Genomic DNA, 20061 nt, shown 5'->3' on the forward strand with positions numbered 1-20061 from the left:
AATTCTCCTAAAAATCATATCAGAGATTTTTGATTGATCTTCAAAACTTAATGCTCATGAGATGAGGCATCACTCAATTTCCAAACCCTACTCAGTGTTATTTCACGGATAAGACAGGAAGTGAGTTGTAGATTGAGCAATACCTACCAGATTTCGCAATTAATTAGTCAGGAGTGATAGGACTCTCCCATGCCATACGCCATGAAATGGGGCCAATTTTGCCATCAACTTCTAATCCTTTTTGTTGTTGAAATTTGATTAAGACTTCATGATCTCGTTCGCTAAAGACATTATCTGCATCAAGATTCCAACCACGACGTATCATTTGCCGCTGCCAAAGTGATACATCCTGACCTTCCATATTGGGGCTAGTTAGAGAAATGTAACGTTCTGGCCAAGGAGGAGCGACATCAGAATCATCAGGATTATGAGGAGGTTGGGGAGGCACATCATAAGGAGGACGAACATAACCTTTGATTTGTTGGCTTGTTCGATCATCACGCCGCATAACCTGTCCGCCATTGGAATTATTCCCCTTAGAAGTATTGCCTTCAATGGCAACAATGGAGCCATTGGGATTAACTTTTTCTACAATGCCAACGTGATCAGACTTTCCATCACCTTGCCAATCGTAAAAGACGACATCGCCAACTTGAGGGGTTGTGTGCCACCAACCTTTATTTTTGAACCACTCAACTCCGTAGGGACAGAAAGCAAAACCTTTTGGTGTACCTTTCGGTGCTGGAACAGACAAAGGTAAACCAGCAGTATAGAAGCAATAAGAAACAAACATCGCACACCAAGGCTGATGATCCATGCCATACCAAACTCCAAATTTGTTATGGTTAGAATTTGGAGGGTTTTCTTTGTAACCAATTTCACTGGCCGCGATGTGAAGAACTTGTTGTGCAGTAGTCATAGTTGTAAATTCCTCGATAAAGTAAGTGTGAAAGTTTAAAACTGATTTGGGTTAGAAAACTACTTTGTAGTAGTATTTCCAAAGCTTAAGACTCATCAAAGCAAGCATTAATCCTTGCAATTCCACCCCAATTTTTGAAATGTTGGGTTGCAACAGTGTTAATGTCGTCAAGCGATCGCGGCTTACCGTTTCCAGAGCCAGGAAAGACAATGTACATTACATCATTAGCAACTCCACCCGTCTTTGGACTAGAAGGAATAGCTAAAGCTTTAGCTAAAGCAATTGATCCCTCGCCAATTTTGGTAGAAGGGCCGACATCAGCATAAATAGCGTTAGCAATCTTACCGTTCTTATGATTAAAGACAACGGCAAAATCTCCTAATTTTGCCCCTGCACTATGATTGCCAGGCAGGACAATGTAGGGAATCTTGCTAGAGTCAACATATCGACTGGGATCGGTTTTTAGTTTAGACCCATCTTGTAGCGCAGTCATCGAGACAAAGTATCCTTTAAAATTTCCAGACGGTTGTTCGTATGCCTGACTAGGATGTTGAGGATCGGGAACAAGAACATCTGTCCACCAAGATTTATCGGGATAACCTGCATTTTTGAGATCATCTAATCCAATATTGTTAGGATGATAGGCATTAGGTGCGCCATCAGCATCAATGGTCATCCCAGATTTGTAAAAGACAGTTGATAGTCCATTCCATTTCCAGACTCGATGACCTGCGATTATAAAGAGTTGAGTTTTGTTAGTACAGTCCGTCATAGAACCTCCATAGATTCTAAAAAAATTAACGAGAAACTTGCTGAGATCGTGTTGCTCTAGAATTTATACAGCGCGATCGCAGAAGACATAAATCTGAAAAAGATAGAAGATAATCCAAACTAAGAATCGAGTTGACTCTGAAACTTCATCAGATTTACAGAACGATAAGCAGGATGAAGATTGGGAGATTGCCAACGTTGCTTGACGCTTTCGTGTAAATCAGCAAATGTACCCGTCACTTCACGGATATTGGGTTTTCCAATATTGAATGGAAATTTTGGTGTGTTATCAAAAGGTGCTTCAAAATTTGGATTAATCCCATCTTCAACATGGGTTGCATCTAAAGCTAATCCCAGTTTTTTAACCTGTTCCATCATCCAAAGTAAAGCACCATCGGATAATCCACGTTCTTCTTTAGAACCCCCACCAACACAGCCATGCGCGCCAGGAAACCACACTTGAGTTACCTGATTGGGTTTACTAGATTCCATACGAGTTAGATCAAAAACCTTACGAATCTCATCGATCGCCACTGCATGAATCGCATTTTCGATAGTGGGATTTACTTTGTCATCAAAAAAGCGATACCGTTCATTGAACCTTGCATCGAAATTAAGAGAATGAATGATATCAGGAATCCCCAATGAAGCTACCGTATCCCAACAACATAAGGCTTTAATCGGAACCTGTGGCCCATATTGCTTACGGAAAGCGATCGCCTTGTTTCCGTTAGGAGCATTATCAGGGTCTTGTTTTTCTCGGTAAATTTCGTAGGCTGCTGGTATTTTACGAACAAACTCTCGGTGAGGTAAGCCTGAGTTATAGATTAGTCCTGCTAAACAACGAACTGTGTAAGCACCACGACTAAACCCAAACAGATAGATTTCATCTCCTGGTTCATAGTTCATGCAGAGAAAACGATAGGCATCCTGAATCTTGTGGTCAATTCCAAATCCCAATCCACCTCCCATCATTTTGGTTAATTTATCGATTAAAGAAGACCCATCTACTTGTTTCGTACCTAGTCCCTCATCGTAAAAAACGATCTGATGAATATCTTGATTATCAACTAATTTAATAGCTTGAGCCATTTTGACTACATTGGTGGGATAGCCTTGATCTAAATCCTGCCAAGTGCCATCACAACAGACAATAAGACGGCGTTTCATTTCTATCTGATCTCCTAAATACCAATTCAAAAAAATTACTTTGATCAAACTTTAACTCTTGTCATCATTTCTAACTTCTCTAGTCAAGAGAAACAACTTATCAAGACTAAGGATGAAGTAGGTTGATCGATGAAATTACTATTAAGGTAACTTGCATCAGTCTCTAGATTGCATAACGATCGCCGCAAAGAAAATTGCGTTAAACCGCAAAACAAAATACGTTTATCTGCATCTGATCGCCATCAAAAACTCGTTATACTCAGGGGTTGACTACAAGTTATTTAGTGTTAAGAAAAATAACTGTTTGTAACTGTATTTTAACAATAAGAATGTGATTTTATGAAATATTTCTTAACATTAATCTCAACCACTAGCGATCGCCGAATCCCATAACCTAAAATGATTCCCCGCAAAACCTGGACACGCACTGCCCTCTGGCTTGGTATTGGCTGGAGCATCTTTTGGAGTGCCATTTTCTCCGATCTGTTTCTGATTCCCCACCGCCATCGTTGGCAGAACCTTATTCTTCTTCACCTCCATTTCGCTCGAATTCCACCTCCAGAAACCCTGCCGGAAGGATTGCAATTTGCTATCATTCTCATCGGAGGCATCGGTGTTAGCCACTGGGTGATGGTTCGTGTGCGCGATCGCAAAACAACACTGCATGGCCCCACCATCAAACGATTGCATTATTGGCTCTATCCTCTCTTGGCTTTAATCGGATTGGGATTGCTGCACTTTGCATTTCTGGCCCAGGGTTGGATTTTACCTCTGGCCCTACCCCTGATCACCTGGACAGTAACGGGACTATCAACCCTCTTCTGTTTACAGTTGGGACTTCAACAAGACCTGATTAACCAACAACAATGCGAAATCGATCGCTTACAAACCGTTGAACAAGCCGCCGTTATTTCCCAAGCTAGAAAACTGATGCACCGCCTCGCCTCCGATATTCACGATGGGCCATTGCAAGAACTAAAAGTGATCATGGATCGCCTAGAAATCCTCCAGAGCCAATTCCCTGAACCGCCCATTGACCCCATCCTCGATCAACTGGCTACCCTCGGCACTCACCTGCGCCAACACCTCAGCCGAACTAATGCGATCGCCTTGGAGATTACGCCCGAACTTCGCAATGGTTTAGACCAGGGCATCCAAACCCAACTCAACAATTTGATCCAATCAGGAGAACTCACTCTCAAGGTCATTCAACAATTGCAACCCCTGACCGAACCCATCCTCAATAGTTTGTGGCTCGAAGCCCGCGAAGACCTTTACCGCTTTTTTAAAGAAGCCATTCATAATGTTATTCACCATGCCCAACCACCTTACGGATCAGCCACTCAAGTAATTGTTAGCCTTAAACAGCAAGATCATCAGGCCATGCTAACCATTGAAAATGACGGTACATTTCTTGACCCGAAAATATTTGAACCGAATGCCCAACAACGACAAAAGGGTGGTTACGGCACAAAATTAATGGATACGATCGCCGCCGAATTACCCGATGGAAAAATCCAGCGTATTCCTTTAAGTAGTGGTGGACTACAGATACAATTGACTTGGAACCAAAATTTGAGCTTTAATTAAGTATAGGTTTCAACGGGCATAAGTTAATGCAGAGCAGCGTTCCTATTTTTTTGATCATTGAAGACCACCCCGAAGTGGCCCAAAATAATTGTCTCTTTCTCAAAGAAATAGACTCTACAGCAATTTGTACTATTGCAGCAACCCATCCCGAAGCCTTTGAGCGTCTTAATCTTCAACCCATTGCCCTAACTGTCGTTGACTTGTTAGTGGGTACTTTGACTGGTGAACAATCTGCCCACAATGCCCTCGCTTTTTTACAGCAAGTTTTAGAACAATATCCTGACTTAAATATTCTCATCTACACCAGCGAGTATAGCTATCTCAAGCCCCTTTCCCAGCGCATTGGTTCCCATCAAGGCGGTTTTGTCGTTGTCAGTAAACTTGAGCGGCGTAAAGTGTTTTTGGAAGGTGCAAGACAGGCTCTAGAGGGTAAACTGGCCTTGCCGAGAGAACTTCGTCACGATATTAATCTTACCGAACGGGAACTGGATATTCTAACCTTACTTTGCCAACAATCCCTAACCGATAAAGCGATCGCTGAAACCATGAATCTTTCCTTGAAAACCATCCAAAACTGTGTGCAACGTTTGAAAGTGAAACTCAGTGTGGACTATTTAGATGAGAATCAAACCAGTCCTCGTGTAGCCCTTTGTATGGAAGCGATGCGACGCAAATTACTTGTTTTTTGAGAGTCTTTGGAATTTTGCTTGCTGTAAAATTTTCGCCGTTTAACTTCCTAAACATAAAAAGCGATCGCCGTTCAACTTCCTAAACATAAAAAGCGATCGCTGTTTAACTTCCTAAACATAAAAAAAGTCTTGCTGTAAATTTTTCGTTGATTAGGTCTAAATGCGATCATGAAAATCTTAGCGTACCGTGCTCAAGGAGAAACCATCAACTAATTATTTATAGATGGGAGCAGTTTGGTGATGCGGAGGCACACAGAAAACGGAGTTAACCGAAGTTAAACAGCGTCAACTGCTTTATATTCGCTCCCCGATTGACCGATGGAGGCTTACGCTTCCTTGGTTCTAGGGTCTGGGACTTGCCTTTGTCCGTTTTCGCCTCCAATAATCAACTTCCTTGTGGTATCAATTACTGGAAACTTCCGAGTCCGTTCTAGCAATATTTCCTTTGTTTTTTAAAAAACAAGGAGGCGGGGAGTTCAAAATCCTCCATTCTTGCAGGATACCTTCGGCAACATTGGTATTTGAGTGCAATACGACCCCATTATCTCTGGTAAACTGCTCCCCAGCGCGAGCCTTTTTAAGAGTCTCGAACTGAGAATCGAGTTGTGACGTATCAACACTTGTCAATTCCAACAATCGCGCAACCTACGCGGTTTGAAACTTAATAACGATTGTAGCAAAAAAAGGAGGGAATTCTCTTATCGACAAGATTCTTTTTGGTCCGATTAACCCCGTTATACTTCGTTATTCCATGATCAGGTGTGTTGACGACCTTCACGCTTAAAATTGTCGTCGAGCAAAAATGAGATTGGCAAAGGTTAGTAACAAGACAATATATAAGAAGCCGTAGAGAGCACTACTCAGCAATTCTGTTGTCGAGGGCAGAAGACCATAAACCGCATCATTTTTTAAGTTAAATCGTTCTAAATTCGGTAAGACCAAGTATAGCGATCGCGTCAAGGTTTCAATATTGGCATTCTTGGTAATGGCACCGAGTTTCAGTAGATCTCGACTAATGTGACCCATAAAGTAAACACCAAAACTAAAGAGAGTGGCCAAAATCGAACTGGTAAAAACGCCAAAGAGAATGGCCACCGCCGTTAAGACCGCCAATTCCAAGAGCAAAAATGTCTGGGAAATGAGAATACTGGTTAAGGAGAAGGGAATTTTCGCCCAGAGTAACATCAGCAAATAGATGATAGTCATAGCCGCAATCATCACGGCGAGAACTGCTGATAAACCTAAATGTTTACCGATAATAAATTCTGTCCGACTAATCGGCTTGGGAATAAGTACTAAAACTGTGCGTTTTTCAATTTCCTTATTGATTAAACCTGTGCCAACAAAAATAGCAATGATCGCACCTAATAGAGACGTAGCAGCTAAACCCAGATCCAGAAAGATTTTACCGTCTGCGCCAACGGAAATTTCGGGCAAGAGTCTCAGCGCCAGAGCCATCAGGATCGCAAAGAAACCAATCACATACAAAATGCGATCGCGGATCACTTCTCGAAAACCATTAGCGGCGATCGCCCAGATTCTAAAGAAATTCATAGGGAAGAAATATCACAGATAACATTTTGATTATAGGATTGATCGAAAAAGAGGCAAGATTCCTCAGCAACTATGCTGATCCTCTAATATTGCGTTTCTTTGATCGTGAATTTTATCCAGGAAATTTAGCTAAAATAGGGCAAACAATGGTTAGGACGCAGAACTTTTGTGGAACAAAAACAGAACACTCGTCAGTCAGCAACCCGACAATTGCCCCCCCAAACCCGACTACTCAATAGTCATTATGCTATTTTAGGACTGCATCCGTCTGCCTCGGCCATTGAAATTCGCCGTGCCTATCGGGAACTGAGTAAACGTTATCATCCTGATACCACTCTGTTGGCGGCGGAAGTGGCCACCTTTAAATTTCAGCGATTAAATGAAGCCTATGCCATTCTCAGTCATCCTGAACGGCGATCGCTGTACGATCTCAAAATTGGTTATTCCCGTTATCATGTGATTCAAGTTCCCCTTGAACCCTCAACGATGGATACGGATGATCAGGGCTTGTCTCGTACTGCCTATCTTGACCCCAATGATCGTCCCCTATCGGCGGGAGAAATTTTTGCCCTCTGCCTGCTGGGGCTGACCCTGGTGGGCTGTTTGGGACTGGCCCTGCTGGTGGCTTGGCTCCGGGGAGATGCTCTCGGACTGACGGCTAATTTGGGCTTGAGTTATTGAACAGAATCTCTGGAAGAGAAGATTCAAGGAGAAAATAACCTCAGTTTTAACAGAGATCCTGAATAATGAAAGTTAAACTATTCTAAATTATTCTATTTCTGAAATATTTATTGCCTAAAATACAATATCTAACCTTGACGATTTTGCCTTTTGCCTATGTCTCTACCGTCCTCGGATACTCCCCTTTATAATCACCCCTTGCCAGCGATCGAAACCTGGTTAACCGAACTTGGCTGTCAGCAGGATCGTCAAAATCTTCACTGTTGGAAAATTCAATATCCTGCCTGGCAGGGGGAACTTTGTCTGGAAGTGGAAGAATTGATTGTTCGTTATTTTTCTCAGACAGCTCAACCGGAAGTGACACGAAGTTTCAAGTATTCGCTCAGTCGTCAAGACATTGAATCTGCGGTTTTTACTGGCCCCTAAGCTTTGGTATTCAAACTATGGAACCTTTCACCCCAGAGAAATTTCTCGTTTTGGTTGTTGACGATATTCGCGCCAACGTTCATCTGATCACCGAATTATTAGAGGCGATTGGCTATGCAACGACTTTTGTTACCTCTGGACGGGATGTCTTAGATCGAGTCAATTTGGCCCATCCTGATTTGATCCTTTTGGATCTGATGATGCCAGAAATGGATGGTCTAGAGGTCTGTGCCAAACTCAAGGAAAATCCTGAAACCTCTGATATTCCCATTATTTTCTTAACCGCTAGTAGTGAGACGATGCACCTTCTCCAAGCCTTTGAACAGGGAGCGGTAGATTATGTCACGAAACCCTTTAATCCGCCCGAACTGTTGGCCAGGGTTAAAACCCATTTGGAATTAAAACATACCCGCGATCGCCTAGAACAGGCCCTTTTAGAGCAGCAGGCTGCGGAAAGAGAAATCAGGGAAGCAGATCATGTGCTCCGCACCACCACCACTCGCCTTACGGCCCTCATTCACAACTTACGGTCTGGCATTCTGGTGGAAAATGAAGTCGGCCAAATTGTTTTAGCGAATCAAGAATTCTGCCGTCTTTTTGGCATTCAAACTAAAGTAGAAAGTTTGATCGGAGTTGATTTCTCCCTCTTGACTTTGCGGATTAAAACCCTGCTGGTAAAACCGAATGAATTTGACCCACGTTCAGATCATCTAGTTCATCCTTCCCGTCTGGTAATCAATGAAGAAATCTATTTACGAGATGGCCGAATCCTAGAGAGAGACTACGTTCCCATTGAAATGAACAATGAATCTTTTGGGTATTTATGGCTTTATCGAGATATCACACCTCGCAAACAGGCTGAGCAAATGTTGGAGCAAAAACTACGGTGGACAGTTTTACTTAAAAAAATCACCGAGGAAATTCGGGGCAGTCTAGATAGTCAGCAAATTTTTCAGACGACAGTTAATCAAATCGGGGCCACTTTTGAGGTGAATCGTTGTGTGATCCTCACCTATCTGGAGCAAACCGCCTCTCCCCTACTGTGTGTGGCCGAGTATTTGACCGAAGGGGTGGATTCGATGCTGAAAATGGATCTCCCTTTGATGGATAGTGCCCATCTGAAAAAGATTTTAACCCAAGACCAGGCTGTCATTTCTGAAAATATTGACACCGAAGAACTACTGGAATCCGAGCGATCGCTGTATCTCCAACTGGGAGTCAAATCCCTCATCGCGGTGCGAACCTCCTATCAAGGCAAACCCAATGGTATTGTTGTGTTACACCACTGTACCCAGTATCGTCATTGGCATGAGGATGAAGTGGAATTGCTCGAAGCCGTGGCGGCCCAAGTGGGTATTGCCCTGGCTCAAGCGAAATCCCTAGAACAGGAACGCAAAATTCGCCGACAGTTAGCGGAACAAAATGAAGAATTATCCCTAGCCACCCATGCCGCAGAAATGGCCAATCAAGCCAAAAGTGAATTTCTGGCCACCATGAGCCATGAAATTCGTACTCCCATGAATGCCATTATTGGCATGACTGGATTATTATTGGATACTACCCTCAGTTCTCAGCAGCAATACTATACAGAGATTATTCGCAATAGTGGTGAAAATCTCCTGACTCTGATTAATGATATTCTCGACTTTTCCAAAATTGAATCGGGCAAACTGGAACTGGAAGAACATCCCTTTGAACTGACTCAATGTATTGAAGAGGCTCTAGATTTAGTCATTCCCAGGGCCAGTGCGAAAAAATTGGAATTAGTCTATCGTTTTGATCCGGCTGTTCCCCAAAGCATAATTGGAGATGTCACCCGCTTACGACAAGTTTTAGTCAACCTCCTGAGTAATGCCGTTAAATTTACGGAGCATGGCACTGTTACCGTGGCCGTTGAAGTGGCTACACCTGCCCTGGTGGAGGATAATGTCTATAATCTTCGTTTTTCAGTTCAAGATACAGGCATTGGTATTTCTAAACCACAACAAGATTTTCTCTTTAAAGCGTTTAGCCAAGTCAACACTTCTATTACTCGTCGCTATGGGGGTACCGGTTTAGGTTTAGCTATCTGTGCTCGCTTGACGAAAATGATGGGGGGCGGGATTTGGGTCGAGAGTCAAGGAGGAGCAACGGGCAATGTTCCTGACGATTGGCAAACAGGTCAAGGGGACAACACAACCGGAACAACTTTTTACTTTACTGCCAAGGTGCAAGCGGTGATTCCAGAGGAGGGAGTGCCCCATCCCTTAGAAACTCCTTCCCTGGAAGGGCGGAAAGTTTTAATCGTGGATGATAGTTTTAATAATTGTCAATTTTTACAGGCTCTTTTGGAGAAATGGGGCTTAATTCCCCAGGTGAGCTTGTCCCCGCTAGAGGCTTTACATTGTTTAGAAGCTGAAGGGGTGCGACCTTTAGTTGATAAAAGCTGTTGTAATCAGGGTTCTACAGGGAACCCATATTGATCAAGTTTTGCCCAAAATTGACTCCATCGTTCCTTGGTCAATACCAAAGCTCGTAGGCTCAAAATAATTCCTGCTCCTTTTTCCTTCCATCGCATCCCTGAACAACATAATCGTTGTTTGACCAACGTCTTACAAGCTGCTTCCGTAACACCTGAACCAATCGGATACTTTTTCTCTATGTATTCAGCATAATCCATTTGATGCTGATGATTCTCGTAATAAGTAATCGCCGCTTGTAGTTTCTCGGTAAGATTCTTAGAATGACTTTTTTCTTCTTTGACTTCTTTCATCAGATTTAGCAGTTCTCCTGCTTTTCCTTTTTCATGCTTGAGTTCTCGACAATTTTCAGTCAACCATTCTTTTTGTTTTGACACGGTATTCGGATGCAACGCTTCTGCCAAGGCACCTAAGTAACCAGAGGCATGATAGAAATCTAATATCTGTTCTTCCGTTTGCTTTTCTAAAAACTTCCAATTTGATTCTGCCCCGTCTGCTATCCCGACCAATGTTGCCTCTGGATAACGGTTTTTCGCTCGCTCAATTTCTCTTTCTAATCTTTCTAGAAAACTCTTTTTTCCATACTCTGGTGCCGCACCTAGATAGATTGTATGTTGACGTTCGCCTTCACTATCGTATAGGGAAACGGTTCCCACCATTGCTTCACGGTAGCCATCCTCACACATCAGCATACAGGTTCCATCTAATCCTATTCCCACTGTTGCAATTTGGCTATCCTCCTTGGGCGGGGCATAACTCCACGCTTCTTCTTTTGCCTGTACCACACTTCCTACTGCTTCACTCAATCTTTGGATATAGGATAGCGCTACTTTTCTACCATGATTTTCTAATAAATCATTTTTCACCTCTTTGCCTGCCATCCCTGACATTTTTGAGGATACCTGTTTTGCCAATAATGGCGTTGATGTTATGATTATCCTTGCTTCTCTTTCTAAGGGGCAATACGTTTTTCCTCAAAGGTGAACGCTGATATACATGACGATTCACTATAACCTCACCATAAGGTGTTTGATATTCTTTCGGTTGCTCTCCCTTACTCTTCCAGATTTCTTCACCGATTTTTAAGGGTGAACCATCTGTATCTAAATATTTCAAGGCTTCTTTGCTGGCGATGCAACCTACTTCGTTTAAGCCTTTTTGAATATTTATTTCTGTATCCAACATTGAACGACTGAGTTCTAATGTTAGTTCTATTTTTATCTTTGAACCCTCTACATTAATTAGTTTTGCTGTCATCATTGTTTCCTCTTTGTCACTTTTCATCCCATGTTAACACTTTTCTTTTCCTTCATCAACTAAAGGTCACACCCAGCTGAAGAACATTTTGATGCCGCCATTTTAGATCTGAAAATGCCAGAGATGGATGGTATTAGTTTGGCCGAGGCGATTCGCGCTTTACCGACCCAACGGGATTTACCGCTCATTATGTTAACGGGTGTTTATCTATCTCCTACAGAGCAACGGGGCCAGACCTCGGTGCAATTTGCTGCTTGGTTACAGAATCCGATTAGAGCACACCAACTCTATCAAACCTTTATCCAAATCTTTAATCAGACCGATGCCTCATCTCTTCGACAGCGAGAGCCAGTCCGTCGGGAATCCAATACAGGTAGTCCCAGTAACTACCAGACTTCTGGGTCGATTCGGATTTTGTTGGCCGAGGACAATACGATTAATCAGCAAGTGGCCCTACTGTTGCTCAAGAAATTGGGTTATCGGGCTGATGTGGTCAGTAATGGCAAGGAAGTTTTAGATGCCCTAGAGCAAGCTGATTACGATCTCATTTTAATGGATGTGGAAATGCCGGAAATGGATGGTTTATCAGCAACCCAAGCTATTCGCACTAAGTATCCTCACACCCAACGCCCCTGGATTGTCGCAGTAACGGCCTATTCTATGCTCGGCGATCGCGAACGGTGTTTAGAAAACGGCATGAATGACTACATTAGCAAGCCGATTCGGATCAAGGAATTAGAAGATGCCCTCAGTCAGGCAACGCAGCAACTAGGATTAGGAACTGAAAAGCCATCTGAAAACGTTCCGGCAGCAACAACAACCTCTATGCCTACCACTCCTCCCATAACAGAGGCGGAAAGGATCATTGAGGCTAAAGTCCTAGATTCCATTCGTAAACTGGGAGGCTCTCAAGGGCAGATGATTCTTCAAGGCATTATCCAAGATTATTTAAACACTGCCCCTCTCCTCTTAGAGGAAATTCAAAAAGCGATTACCGCTAGGGATGCGAATCAACTGAGACAGTCCACCCATTCTCTGGGGTCAAGTAGTGCTAATCTCGGAGCCGTTAACTTTGCCAAACAGTGCAAAGTCTTGGAAAATCTCGCCCGTGCAGAGGATTTAAGTCTGGCAAAAGAGCAGGGACAAGGCTTGGTGACAGAGTATGAGAAAGTAAAAATAGCGTTGCAAAGTGAATGTACTCATGGTTGATTCGATTGCGTCTTCGTCCCCAGCCCCTTTGATTCTGATTGTTGATGATGATAATTCTTTGCGGACGCTACTGCGGTTAGCCATGCAGGGGGAAGGTTATCGCACCGATGATGCCACCAATGGGCAGGAGGCCCTGGCTAAATTTGAGCGTTTACAGCCAGATATTGTGTTATTAGATGCCATGATGCCGGAAATGGATGGCTTTACCTGTTGTCAAAAACTGCAAGGTTTCTCGCGTGGTACAACTACTCCCATTCTGATGATTACGTTCCTCGATGATCAGGAGTCAGTGGATCAGGCTTTTGCGGCGGGGGCAACGGACTATATTACTAAACCCATTCACTGGGGCGTTTTATCTCAACGAGTACGGCGATTACTTCAGTCCCAACGGGCCCTAGATACGGCCAAAGAAGCTCAGGAACAACTTCGCAAACAGCAAATTTGGGAAACCCTTTTTCAAGATACCCTTCAGCAGTTCAGCCAGGCGCGTGCCTTATTTCCCCTGTTGCAATCGACCCTTAACTATTTACAAACGATTCTGCAAAGTTCACGGATTGTTTTGAGCTATCCCGATCAGTCCTTGTTTCTAGAGGTGGTGGTTCCGATGATGGCCTCGGCTCGCAATCTGGCTTTTGCGGATTTAGCGTTTTTAAGTTCCTACGAAAACTATTATTTAACAGGGCAAATACTCCGTTTAGATCATTTAGCCACCAGTCCCTTGGCAACTTCGGAAATGGCGATCTTGAATGCTCTCAATTGTCAAGCTTTAATGAATGCACCTTTATTAAAAAATGGTCAGGTGGTGGGACTTTTAGCGGTTCATAGTCAATCGCCTCGGTCTTGGGATAGTTTAGATGCTCAACGGTTAGCCATGTTAGCCAATTTGATAGCGATCGCCCTTAGATAACTCAGGTTCAGATGCTGCGGTTAAACTGGGCGGTGGTAGATAGGGAATAATAACGGTAAAAATTGAGCCTTGATCGACTTCACTGCTTAAGCTCACCGTGCCTCCATGAATGGCTACATAGCGTTGAACAATGTGTAAGCCTAATCCGGTTCCTGAAATATTGCCCACATTATTGGCACGATGAAAGGAGTCAAAAATATAGGGGATGTCTTCGGCTGGAATGCCAATACCGCGATCGCTGACTTGAAAACGAATTTGCTGCTCATCAAGATCAACTTTAAAATCAATGTCGGCACAAAGGGGAGAATATTTAACCGCATTACTCAGTAAATTAGAGAGAACGTGATGCAGAATGCGGCGATCTAAATAAACATTATCGGACAGTAAAAAAACATTGGTTTCGGTTCGAGCTTGAAGAGAGGAGTTAAATATAAAATTAATACTATGACTCTCCTGAAATTGAGTATAAATTTCCTCGATTAGCATAGAACAAAATTCCCTTAAATCGAATTGGGTGCAGTGAAGTTGAACTTTACCGGCATCGAGACGACTCAAGACTAAAACATCTTCAATCATATCTTTCATCCTAATCCCCGCATTATAAACTTGATGCAGGTAATGAGTTTTCCGCTCTTTCGTTAATTTGGCATTGTATTTGAGTAAAAATTCGGCAGCACTGAGAATAATCGTTAAGGGGGTTCTAAATTCATGGGAGGCAACATCAATAAATTGACTTTTTAATTGGGCCAATTCTCGCTCCTGTTCGAGGGCTTTTTGAATTTCCTGCTCTGCTTTTTTGCGATCGCTGATATCCTTACCAATGGCGAGAAAAAGTTGATCATGTCGATAGTCAATACGTTGAAGATGAATTTCCACAGGATAACAGGTCTTATCGGCCCGTTGATGCTCGGTTTCATAGACCAAATGATTTTGCTGGTGTTGACCTAGAGGCATCAATAATTCTGAAAAGGAAGCTTGATCAAAGGAAGGAGCCAGGTTAAAAAAGCTCATCTTTAATAGCGTTTCTTTGCTATAACCGAGATTGCGAACTGCGCCTAAATTAACAAATTGTAATCTTGCCACATCAAAAATATAAATTTCGTTAAAGCTGGCTTCGATAATATATAAAAACCGATTCCGTTCGGCGATCGCCTGTTTTTGTTCCGTAATATCGCGAAAACTACCAATCACAATACGCTGATCTTCGTATTCCACAACACTCCCCGTAATATCCACAGGAATTGTATAGCCTTGCTGATGACAAATTAAGGTATCTAGTAACTGTCCCTGACCTTGACTAATAATATCGATAAATTGTCGTTGGGTACGTTCTGATTCCTGGGGGGGATGAAGTTGGGAAAAATGCAAATTTGTGAAGGTCTGACGGTCATAACCAAAAAGTTCTATGGCCTTTTGATTCACCTCTAAAATCTTGCCAGCCAGATTAGCAATTAAGAGCGCATCACTAGCTCCTTCTAATAAAGCACGATAACGATTCTCACTACTTTGCAAGGCACTGGTTCTTTCTTCAATACGAACTTCTAACTCTTGATTAAGGGCAAATAAATTATCTTCGGCAATTTTTCTGGCGGTGATATCCTCAGAAATACAGAGTAAATATTCCGGTTCTCCTTGCTGATTCAAGAGAGGAACTTTAATGGTATGCAAATAAATACGGCCATTGAGATAGGAATCAATTGTTTCTTCTGCGATATTAATTAAAGTTTTACTGGCTACGCATTCTCGATCAGCCTGATCAAACAATTTAGCTTGTTCTAAAGAATGAAGATCAAAAACCGTTTTACCGATCACCTCCTGATTCGTTAGCCCAAATAATTGTTCACTTTTGGGATTCCAAAGCACTATTTCACCAAAATGATCAACATTGGCATCTTTCACAAATAGGGCGACAGGTAAATAGTCTAAAAGGCTCTGTAAAAAATCTTGAGATTGCCGCCATTCTTCGGTGCGATCGCTGACTTTTTGTTCTAAGGTTTGGGTGAGTATCGCTAATTCTAACCATTTTTGTTGCAGGGTTTTAGCCAAAAAGCCAATTTCATCCTCCCGTAACGGTGGCAACTCGATTATTTCGCCTTGAACCTGATTTTGAACCGCGCTTTGAAGTTGCTGAAGTGGAATGAGCAAACGCTGTCGAATAGCCCAATAGGCAACCCCTAAAGCTAAGACAATCCCCGCGATTGATAAACTAGCATTGGCAATTAAAAAATGAGTCGATTGCTGTTGTATAGGTTCTAAATTGACAACCACAATAATAAGTCCAAAGTGCTCTTGATTGCTAAAGAGAACACTGCTAAAAGGGAGAACTTTAACAAACAAAGGATGGGATGTTTTGGTTAGTAAAATATCTAGCTCTTTACCCTGTTGAGAAGCCTGATTAAACTGGGTTATTATTTGTTGACGAACGGGTTGCCAAAAGGCTTGGCTTTGACTATCATTAGGGCTACTGGCAAGAACTTCACCGTCAGGAGTTAGTAGCTCAATTTGGAGAATTTCCGGCAGGGTTGCATAGTTTTGAATAATACGCTGAACGACGGCAGTTTGTTGGGAATCGACTAAATTTTCAGTGGCATATTCAATACCATGAGCAATGGTATCGGCACGTTGAGAGACTAAGCTATCGAGTTGGATTTGAGAAATGCGGCCATTGATGATTAAAGTTCCCGTCGTTGTCAGAAGTAGAACAGAGCCAACAACAAGGGAAAGATAATGGGTTAATTTCGACTTTACGGGAGGGGTGTCCATAAATCTAGACTGCTATTAATAAAATGCGCATCGTATCCTAAGTCGGTATAAAGTTTTTTGTGATTATAATAACTGGTATTCATCAATTCGGTTATTTTCTCAATTGCTGAGGCGATCGCGGTGGGTGAACCCAAAATTTCTCGATTCAGACGTTGATCGCCGGGTGTTAACCCTTGATAATCGGTGGCCATAGACTGGGGCGATCGCTGTAAGGTCTGACCTAAAACCGAAAAAAGGGTATCAGGCGATTTCTCCAACACATTGATGATATCTAACCAAACCCAAAATAAACGGCGAAAGCGATCCTGTTTTTCTGCAAAAAGAGATTGACGAGTTGCAATCAGATCAATCACTAAACTTCGGGTCTGGGCCGTCGTATAAATAATCTTGCCGCCAATCCGGTGGGCCACTTCTCCTAAACGGGGCTGCCAAATCACTGTTGCATCGATCGCGCCCTGGGTAATATGATCAACGGCGACATCATCGACAAGATTTATCCAGATTAGATCCCTGGCAGAAAGGTGATTAAGGGCGATCGCCTCTAATAAAATTAATTGATTAATTGTTCCAAACTTAACGCCAACTTTTTTACCCTTTAAATCCGCCAAGCTTTGAACAGGGGGACGAGCCACAATACCATCGCTACCGTGAGAAATATCCACGATCCAGAGAATCATGGGTTTCACTCTCTCATGATAGGGACTCGGCTGCATCAAATCCCAGAGAGTGGTAAAAGTTGCATCTAAAGCTCCATTCAACATCGCCCTAGTGGCATCTTGCAAATTACTAAAGTAGATTAAATCGAGGGAAATCTGTCTTTTTTTCAGCAGCTGTGATTGTTGAGCATAGCGAATAATTTGGTAGCCAACCCAATCATTAATACCAATATGCAGGGGGAGAGATTTTTCATTTTCATGACAACTATTGCCCATCATCGCCAACGCTATCCCAAGGGCCCCATAGCGCAGAAATTTCTGACGCGAGAAAAGTGGAGTTAGATTTTGATCGTTCAAATTCAAGAATGGATGGTAACTAATTTAGAAGTGATAACAGGTTATTGATGCTTTGATTAAGGGATAAAACCAGGGGTTAAAATCTGATCTGGAGTAAAGGGACATTCCCAGGGAAAGGTCTCCAGGGGAAGAAACGTTTCAGTGGCGGCATCAATGCGTGCGTCTTGATAGCAATCTTCCCAATTATCTCTGAGGTAGGGTTTTAGACTAGGACTATCTTTGAGGATTAAATTAATCTGAGTGCGTTGTTCATTGATAGTAGCAATCCAACTGCTTGTTTTTTTAGAAGGTTGGTATTTCCACTTAAGTAAGTGTATGAGTAACACTTTTAAGCGGCTGTAGATTTCCCGTTTGTCGCTACGTCCCATTGATTCAATTTCTTCAACCAGATTTTTAATGTCCAGGTCTTTTAAATTACCGTTTTTGAGTTGATTGATAGTTTGTTCTATCCATAAATTGAAATCGATGTCGTAGAGGGTTGGGCTTAGAGTGTTCATATAACGATACCCTTCAGAATTGGACTTAAGTAAGTGGGCTTAATTAATTGTTAGATGGTGGAACAGGCTTCTAGCCTGTGGACGGGCAGGATGCCCATCCCACGTTTTATCTTTAATTGCAACCAGCTACTTAATGGAGATAAGCTGTTACGAATTTAAATTGCATAACGATTTTGTTGAAAGTCCTGTAACAAGGGGCTTAAGCCCCTTGCCTATATGCGTTTTAGATAGTGAACAGCTTAACGCGGGCTACCTCCTTAATTTTAGTTGACTAAATGCCCAGGAAAATCCTTAAAAATAGCCATGATCAGTAATAGCCGTTTGCATTTTAGCGATCGCTTCTGTCACTAAGAGCATTCCCAATTCTCCCGAAGCACGGGTACGTACACTTAAGCCCTGGGATTCCACCTCCTTGGCCCCAATCACCGCCATCACTGGAATTTTTTGAGTTTCAGCATTGCGAATCATTTTGCCTAAGCGTTCTCCACTGCTATCTACTTCGGCTCGAATGCCCACCGCCTGCATCTGGGCCACAACAGTTTTAGCATAGTCTAACTGCTCATCACTGACGGGTAATAACCGCGCTTGAATGGGGGCCAGCCAGAGGGGAAAATCTCCCGCATATTCCTCAATTAGAATACCAATCAACCGTTCCAAAGAGCCAAAGGGGGCACGGTGAATCATGACAGGGCGTTGGCGAGAACCATCGGAGGCCGTATATTCGAGATCAAAGCGTTCCGGCAAATTGTAATCTACTTGTACTGTTCCCAGTTGCCATTCCCGTTCTAGGGCATCTTGGAAAATGAAATCCAGTTTGGGGCCATAGAAGGCCGCTTCACCAGGAGCTTCAAAATAATCCATACCTAACTGTTGTACCGCCCGACGAATCGCGCCCTGGGCCTTTTCCCAAGCCTCATCGGAACCAATATATTTGTCGGATTCAGGATCGCGGAAGGATAAACGGGCTTTGAATTTTTTGAGTTGCAGACTTTTAAAGACGGCCAAAATCAGATCCACAACCCTTAAAAATTCCCCATCCAATTGTTCTGGCATTACAAATAAGTGGGAATCATCCACCGTAAAGCCGCGCACACGGGTTAAGCCGCCCAATTCTCCCGATTGTTCGTAGCGATAGACAGTGCCAAATTCAGCCAAACGAATCGGTAAGTCCCGATAGGAACGCAATTCATTTTTATAAATTTGAATATGGAAAGGACAGTTCATCGGTTTCAGGACAAATCCCTGTTCCAAGGTCACGGCGGCTTCATCCTCGGCCATCATCGGGAACATATCTTCTTTGTATTTCTGCCAATGACCAGAGGTTTTAAATAAATCCACCCTGGCAATGTGGGGGGTGACGACGGATAAATAGCCCCGTTTCAGTTGTTCCTGTTTCAAAAAATCTTCTAGCAGCGATCGCAGAATAGTTCCCTTGGGAGTCCAGAGGGGTAAGCCGGGCCCGACTTCATCGGCAAAGAGAAAGAGACCTAATTGTTTACCTAACTTGCGATGATCGCGTTTCAGGGCTTCTTCTTTGCGGCGTTTATATTCTGCTAACTGTTCTGGAGTTTGCCAGGCTGTGCCATAGATGCGTTGTAACTGCGCTTTGTTGGAATCACCTCGCCAATAGGCCCCAGCCACACTTTCTAATTCGATCGCTTTGGGGTTTAAGGCTGAGGTATTTTCTACGTGGGGGCCAGCACAGAGATCCCACCATTGTTCCCCCAGATGATAGAGGGTAATAGGCTCCTGGATACTGGCTAAGATTTCGAGTTTATAGGGTTCATTGATGGCCCGAATCCGTTGTTCAGCTTCACTGCGGCTGATTTCTTCGCGAATGACTGGCAATTTTTGGTTGATGATCTTTGTCATCTCTTTTTTGATGGCCTTTAAGTCTTGTTCGGTAAAAGGCTGTTCATTGTCAAAGTCGTAGTAGAAACCCGTTTCTGTCCAGGGGCCAATGGTTACTTGAGCTTTAGGAAATAGTTTTTGGACGGCCATGGCCAAGACATGGGAGGTGGTATGGCGAATTTTTTTCAGGTCTTCTGATTCACTGGTGCGGGGAAGAGCGATCGCTACGGCGGTTTCTACTGCTTGGTTTACCATCGGGATATGTTCTCTGTAACTGACTAAGCCGAGAAGTATGGGATTTTGCT

15 protein-coding genes and 1 pseudogene are annotated in these 20061 nt (G+C 43.0%); 7 read left to right on the forward strand and 9 right to left on the reverse strand.

Going from position 1 to position 20061, the window contains the following annotated elements; translation table 11 throughout:
• Positions 1-163 precede the first annotated feature (163 nt).
• The 3 genes from KA717_35510 to KA717_35520 all read right to left on the reverse strand — a co-directional run bounded on the left by KA717_35510 (position 164) and on the right by KA717_35520 (position 2908).
• Positions 164-919, reverse strand: a complete 756-nt coding sequence (locus tag KA717_35510; GenBank protein UXE60743.1) for a CHAP domain-containing protein — start codon at positions 917-919, stop codon at positions 164-166.
• 85 nt (positions 920-1004) lie between these two features.
• Positions 1005-1691, reverse strand: coding sequence for a glycoside hydrolase family 75 protein (locus KA717_35515; protein ID UXE60744.1), 687 nt, complete (start codon positions 1689-1691; stop codon positions 1005-1007).
• Positions 1692-1810: 119 nt separating this feature from the next.
• A complete protein-coding gene (locus tag KA717_35520; protein UXE60745.1) occupies positions 1811-2908 on the reverse strand; it encodes a DUF2235 domain-containing protein in 1098 nt (365 codons plus the stop codon).
• Positions 2909-3259: 351 nt separating this feature from the next.
• On the opposite strand from KA717_35520, the gene KA717_35525 reads away from it, so the two are divergent.
• Together KA717_35525 and KA717_35530 are read left to right on the forward strand one after the other, a co-directional pair.
• Positions 3260-4450, forward strand: coding sequence for a hypothetical protein (locus tag KA717_35525; GenBank protein ID UXE60746.1), 1191 nt, complete (start codon positions 3260-3262; stop codon positions 4448-4450).
• A gap of 50 nt (positions 4451-4500) precedes the next feature.
• Positions 4501-5139 (forward strand): LuxR C-terminal-related transcriptional regulator, encoded by a 639-nt coding sequence (locus KA717_35530; protein ID UXE60747.1) that lies wholly within the window; start codon positions 4501-4503, stop codon positions 5137-5139.
• A gap of 780 nt (positions 5140-5919) precedes the next feature.
• Here KA717_35530 and KA717_35535 read toward each other — a convergent pair.
• Complete coding sequence (locus KA717_35535; GenBank protein UXE60748.1) at positions 5920-6693, reverse strand: ABC transporter permease; 774 nt, start codon at positions 6691-6693, stop codon at positions 5920-5922.
• A 210-nt stretch (positions 6694-6903) separates the two neighbouring features.
• On the opposite strand from KA717_35535, the gene KA717_35540 reads away from it, so the two are divergent.
• From KA717_35540 to KA717_35550, 3 genes are all read left to right on the forward strand, one after another.
• Positions 6904-7374 (forward strand): J domain-containing protein, encoded by a 471-nt coding sequence (locus tag KA717_35540; GenBank protein ID UXE64876.1) that lies wholly within the window; start codon positions 6904-6906, stop codon positions 7372-7374.
• Positions 7375-7530: 156 nt separating this feature from the next.
• Positions 7531-7800 (forward strand): DUF3143 domain-containing protein, encoded by a 270-nt coding sequence (locus tag KA717_35545; protein UXE60749.1) that lies wholly within the window; start codon positions 7531-7533, stop codon positions 7798-7800.
• Between the two features lie 17 nt (positions 7801-7817).
• Positions 7818-10262 carry a response regulator gene (locus KA717_35550; protein UXE60750.1) on the forward strand — a complete coding sequence of 815 codons (2445 nt, stop codon included), beginning with the start codon at positions 7818-7820 and terminating at the stop codon, positions 10260-10262.
• Here the strand turns inward: KA717_35550 and KA717_35555 are convergent.
• A pseudogene (locus KA717_35555) lies at positions 10235-11516 on the reverse strand (ISKra4 family transposase). The gene KA717_35550 and the pseudogene KA717_35555 overlap by 28 nt on opposite strands.
• 114 nt (positions 11517-11630) lie before the next feature.
• Between KA717_35555 and KA717_35560 the strand changes: the two are divergent.
• Together KA717_35560 and KA717_35565 are read left to right on the forward strand one after the other, a co-directional pair.
• On the forward strand, positions 11631-12725 hold the full coding sequence (locus KA717_35560; protein ID UXE60751.1) for a response regulator: 1095 nt from the start codon (positions 11631-11633) through the stop codon (positions 12723-12725).
• Entirely contained in the window at positions 12718-13632 is a 915-nt protein-coding gene (locus KA717_35565) for a response regulator (protein UXE60752.1), read from the forward strand. Before KA717_35560 ends, KA717_35565 begins: the two co-directional genes overlap by 8 nt.
• Here KA717_35565 and KA717_35570 read toward each other — a convergent pair.
• The 4 genes from KA717_35570 to thrS form a co-directional block, all read right to left on the reverse strand.
• Positions 13600-16395: a PAS domain S-box protein gene (locus KA717_35570; protein ID UXE60753.1), complete on the reverse strand. Its 2796-nt coding sequence runs from the start codon at positions 16393-16395 to the stop codon at positions 13600-13602. The two genes, KA717_35565 and KA717_35570, sit on opposite strands and share 33 nt — an antisense overlap.
• Positions 16377-17330 carry an ABC transporter substrate-binding protein gene (locus KA717_35575; protein UXE64877.1) on the reverse strand — a complete coding sequence of 318 codons (954 nt, stop codon included), beginning with the start codon at positions 17328-17330 and terminating at the stop codon, positions 16377-16379. Before KA717_35575 ends, KA717_35570 begins: the two co-directional genes overlap by 19 nt.
• Positions 17331-17464: 134 nt before the next feature.
• A complete protein-coding gene (locus KA717_35580; GenBank protein UXE60754.1) occupies positions 17465-17905 on the reverse strand; it encodes a DUF29 domain-containing protein in 441 nt (146 codons plus the stop codon).
• Positions 17906-18196: 291 nt separating this feature from the next.
• Positions 18197-20011 (reverse strand): threonine--tRNA ligase, encoded by a 1815-nt coding sequence (thrS, locus tag KA717_35585; GenBank protein ID UXE60755.1) that lies wholly within the window; start codon positions 20009-20011, stop codon positions 18197-18199.
• Between the last annotated feature and the right edge of the window lie 50 nt (positions 20012-20061).

This window comes from Woronichinia naegeliana WA131 (genome assembly GCA_025370055.1).
Taxonomy (GTDB): Bacteria; Cyanobacteriota; Cyanobacteriia; order Cyanobacteriales; family Microcystaceae; genus Woronichinia; species Woronichinia naegeliana.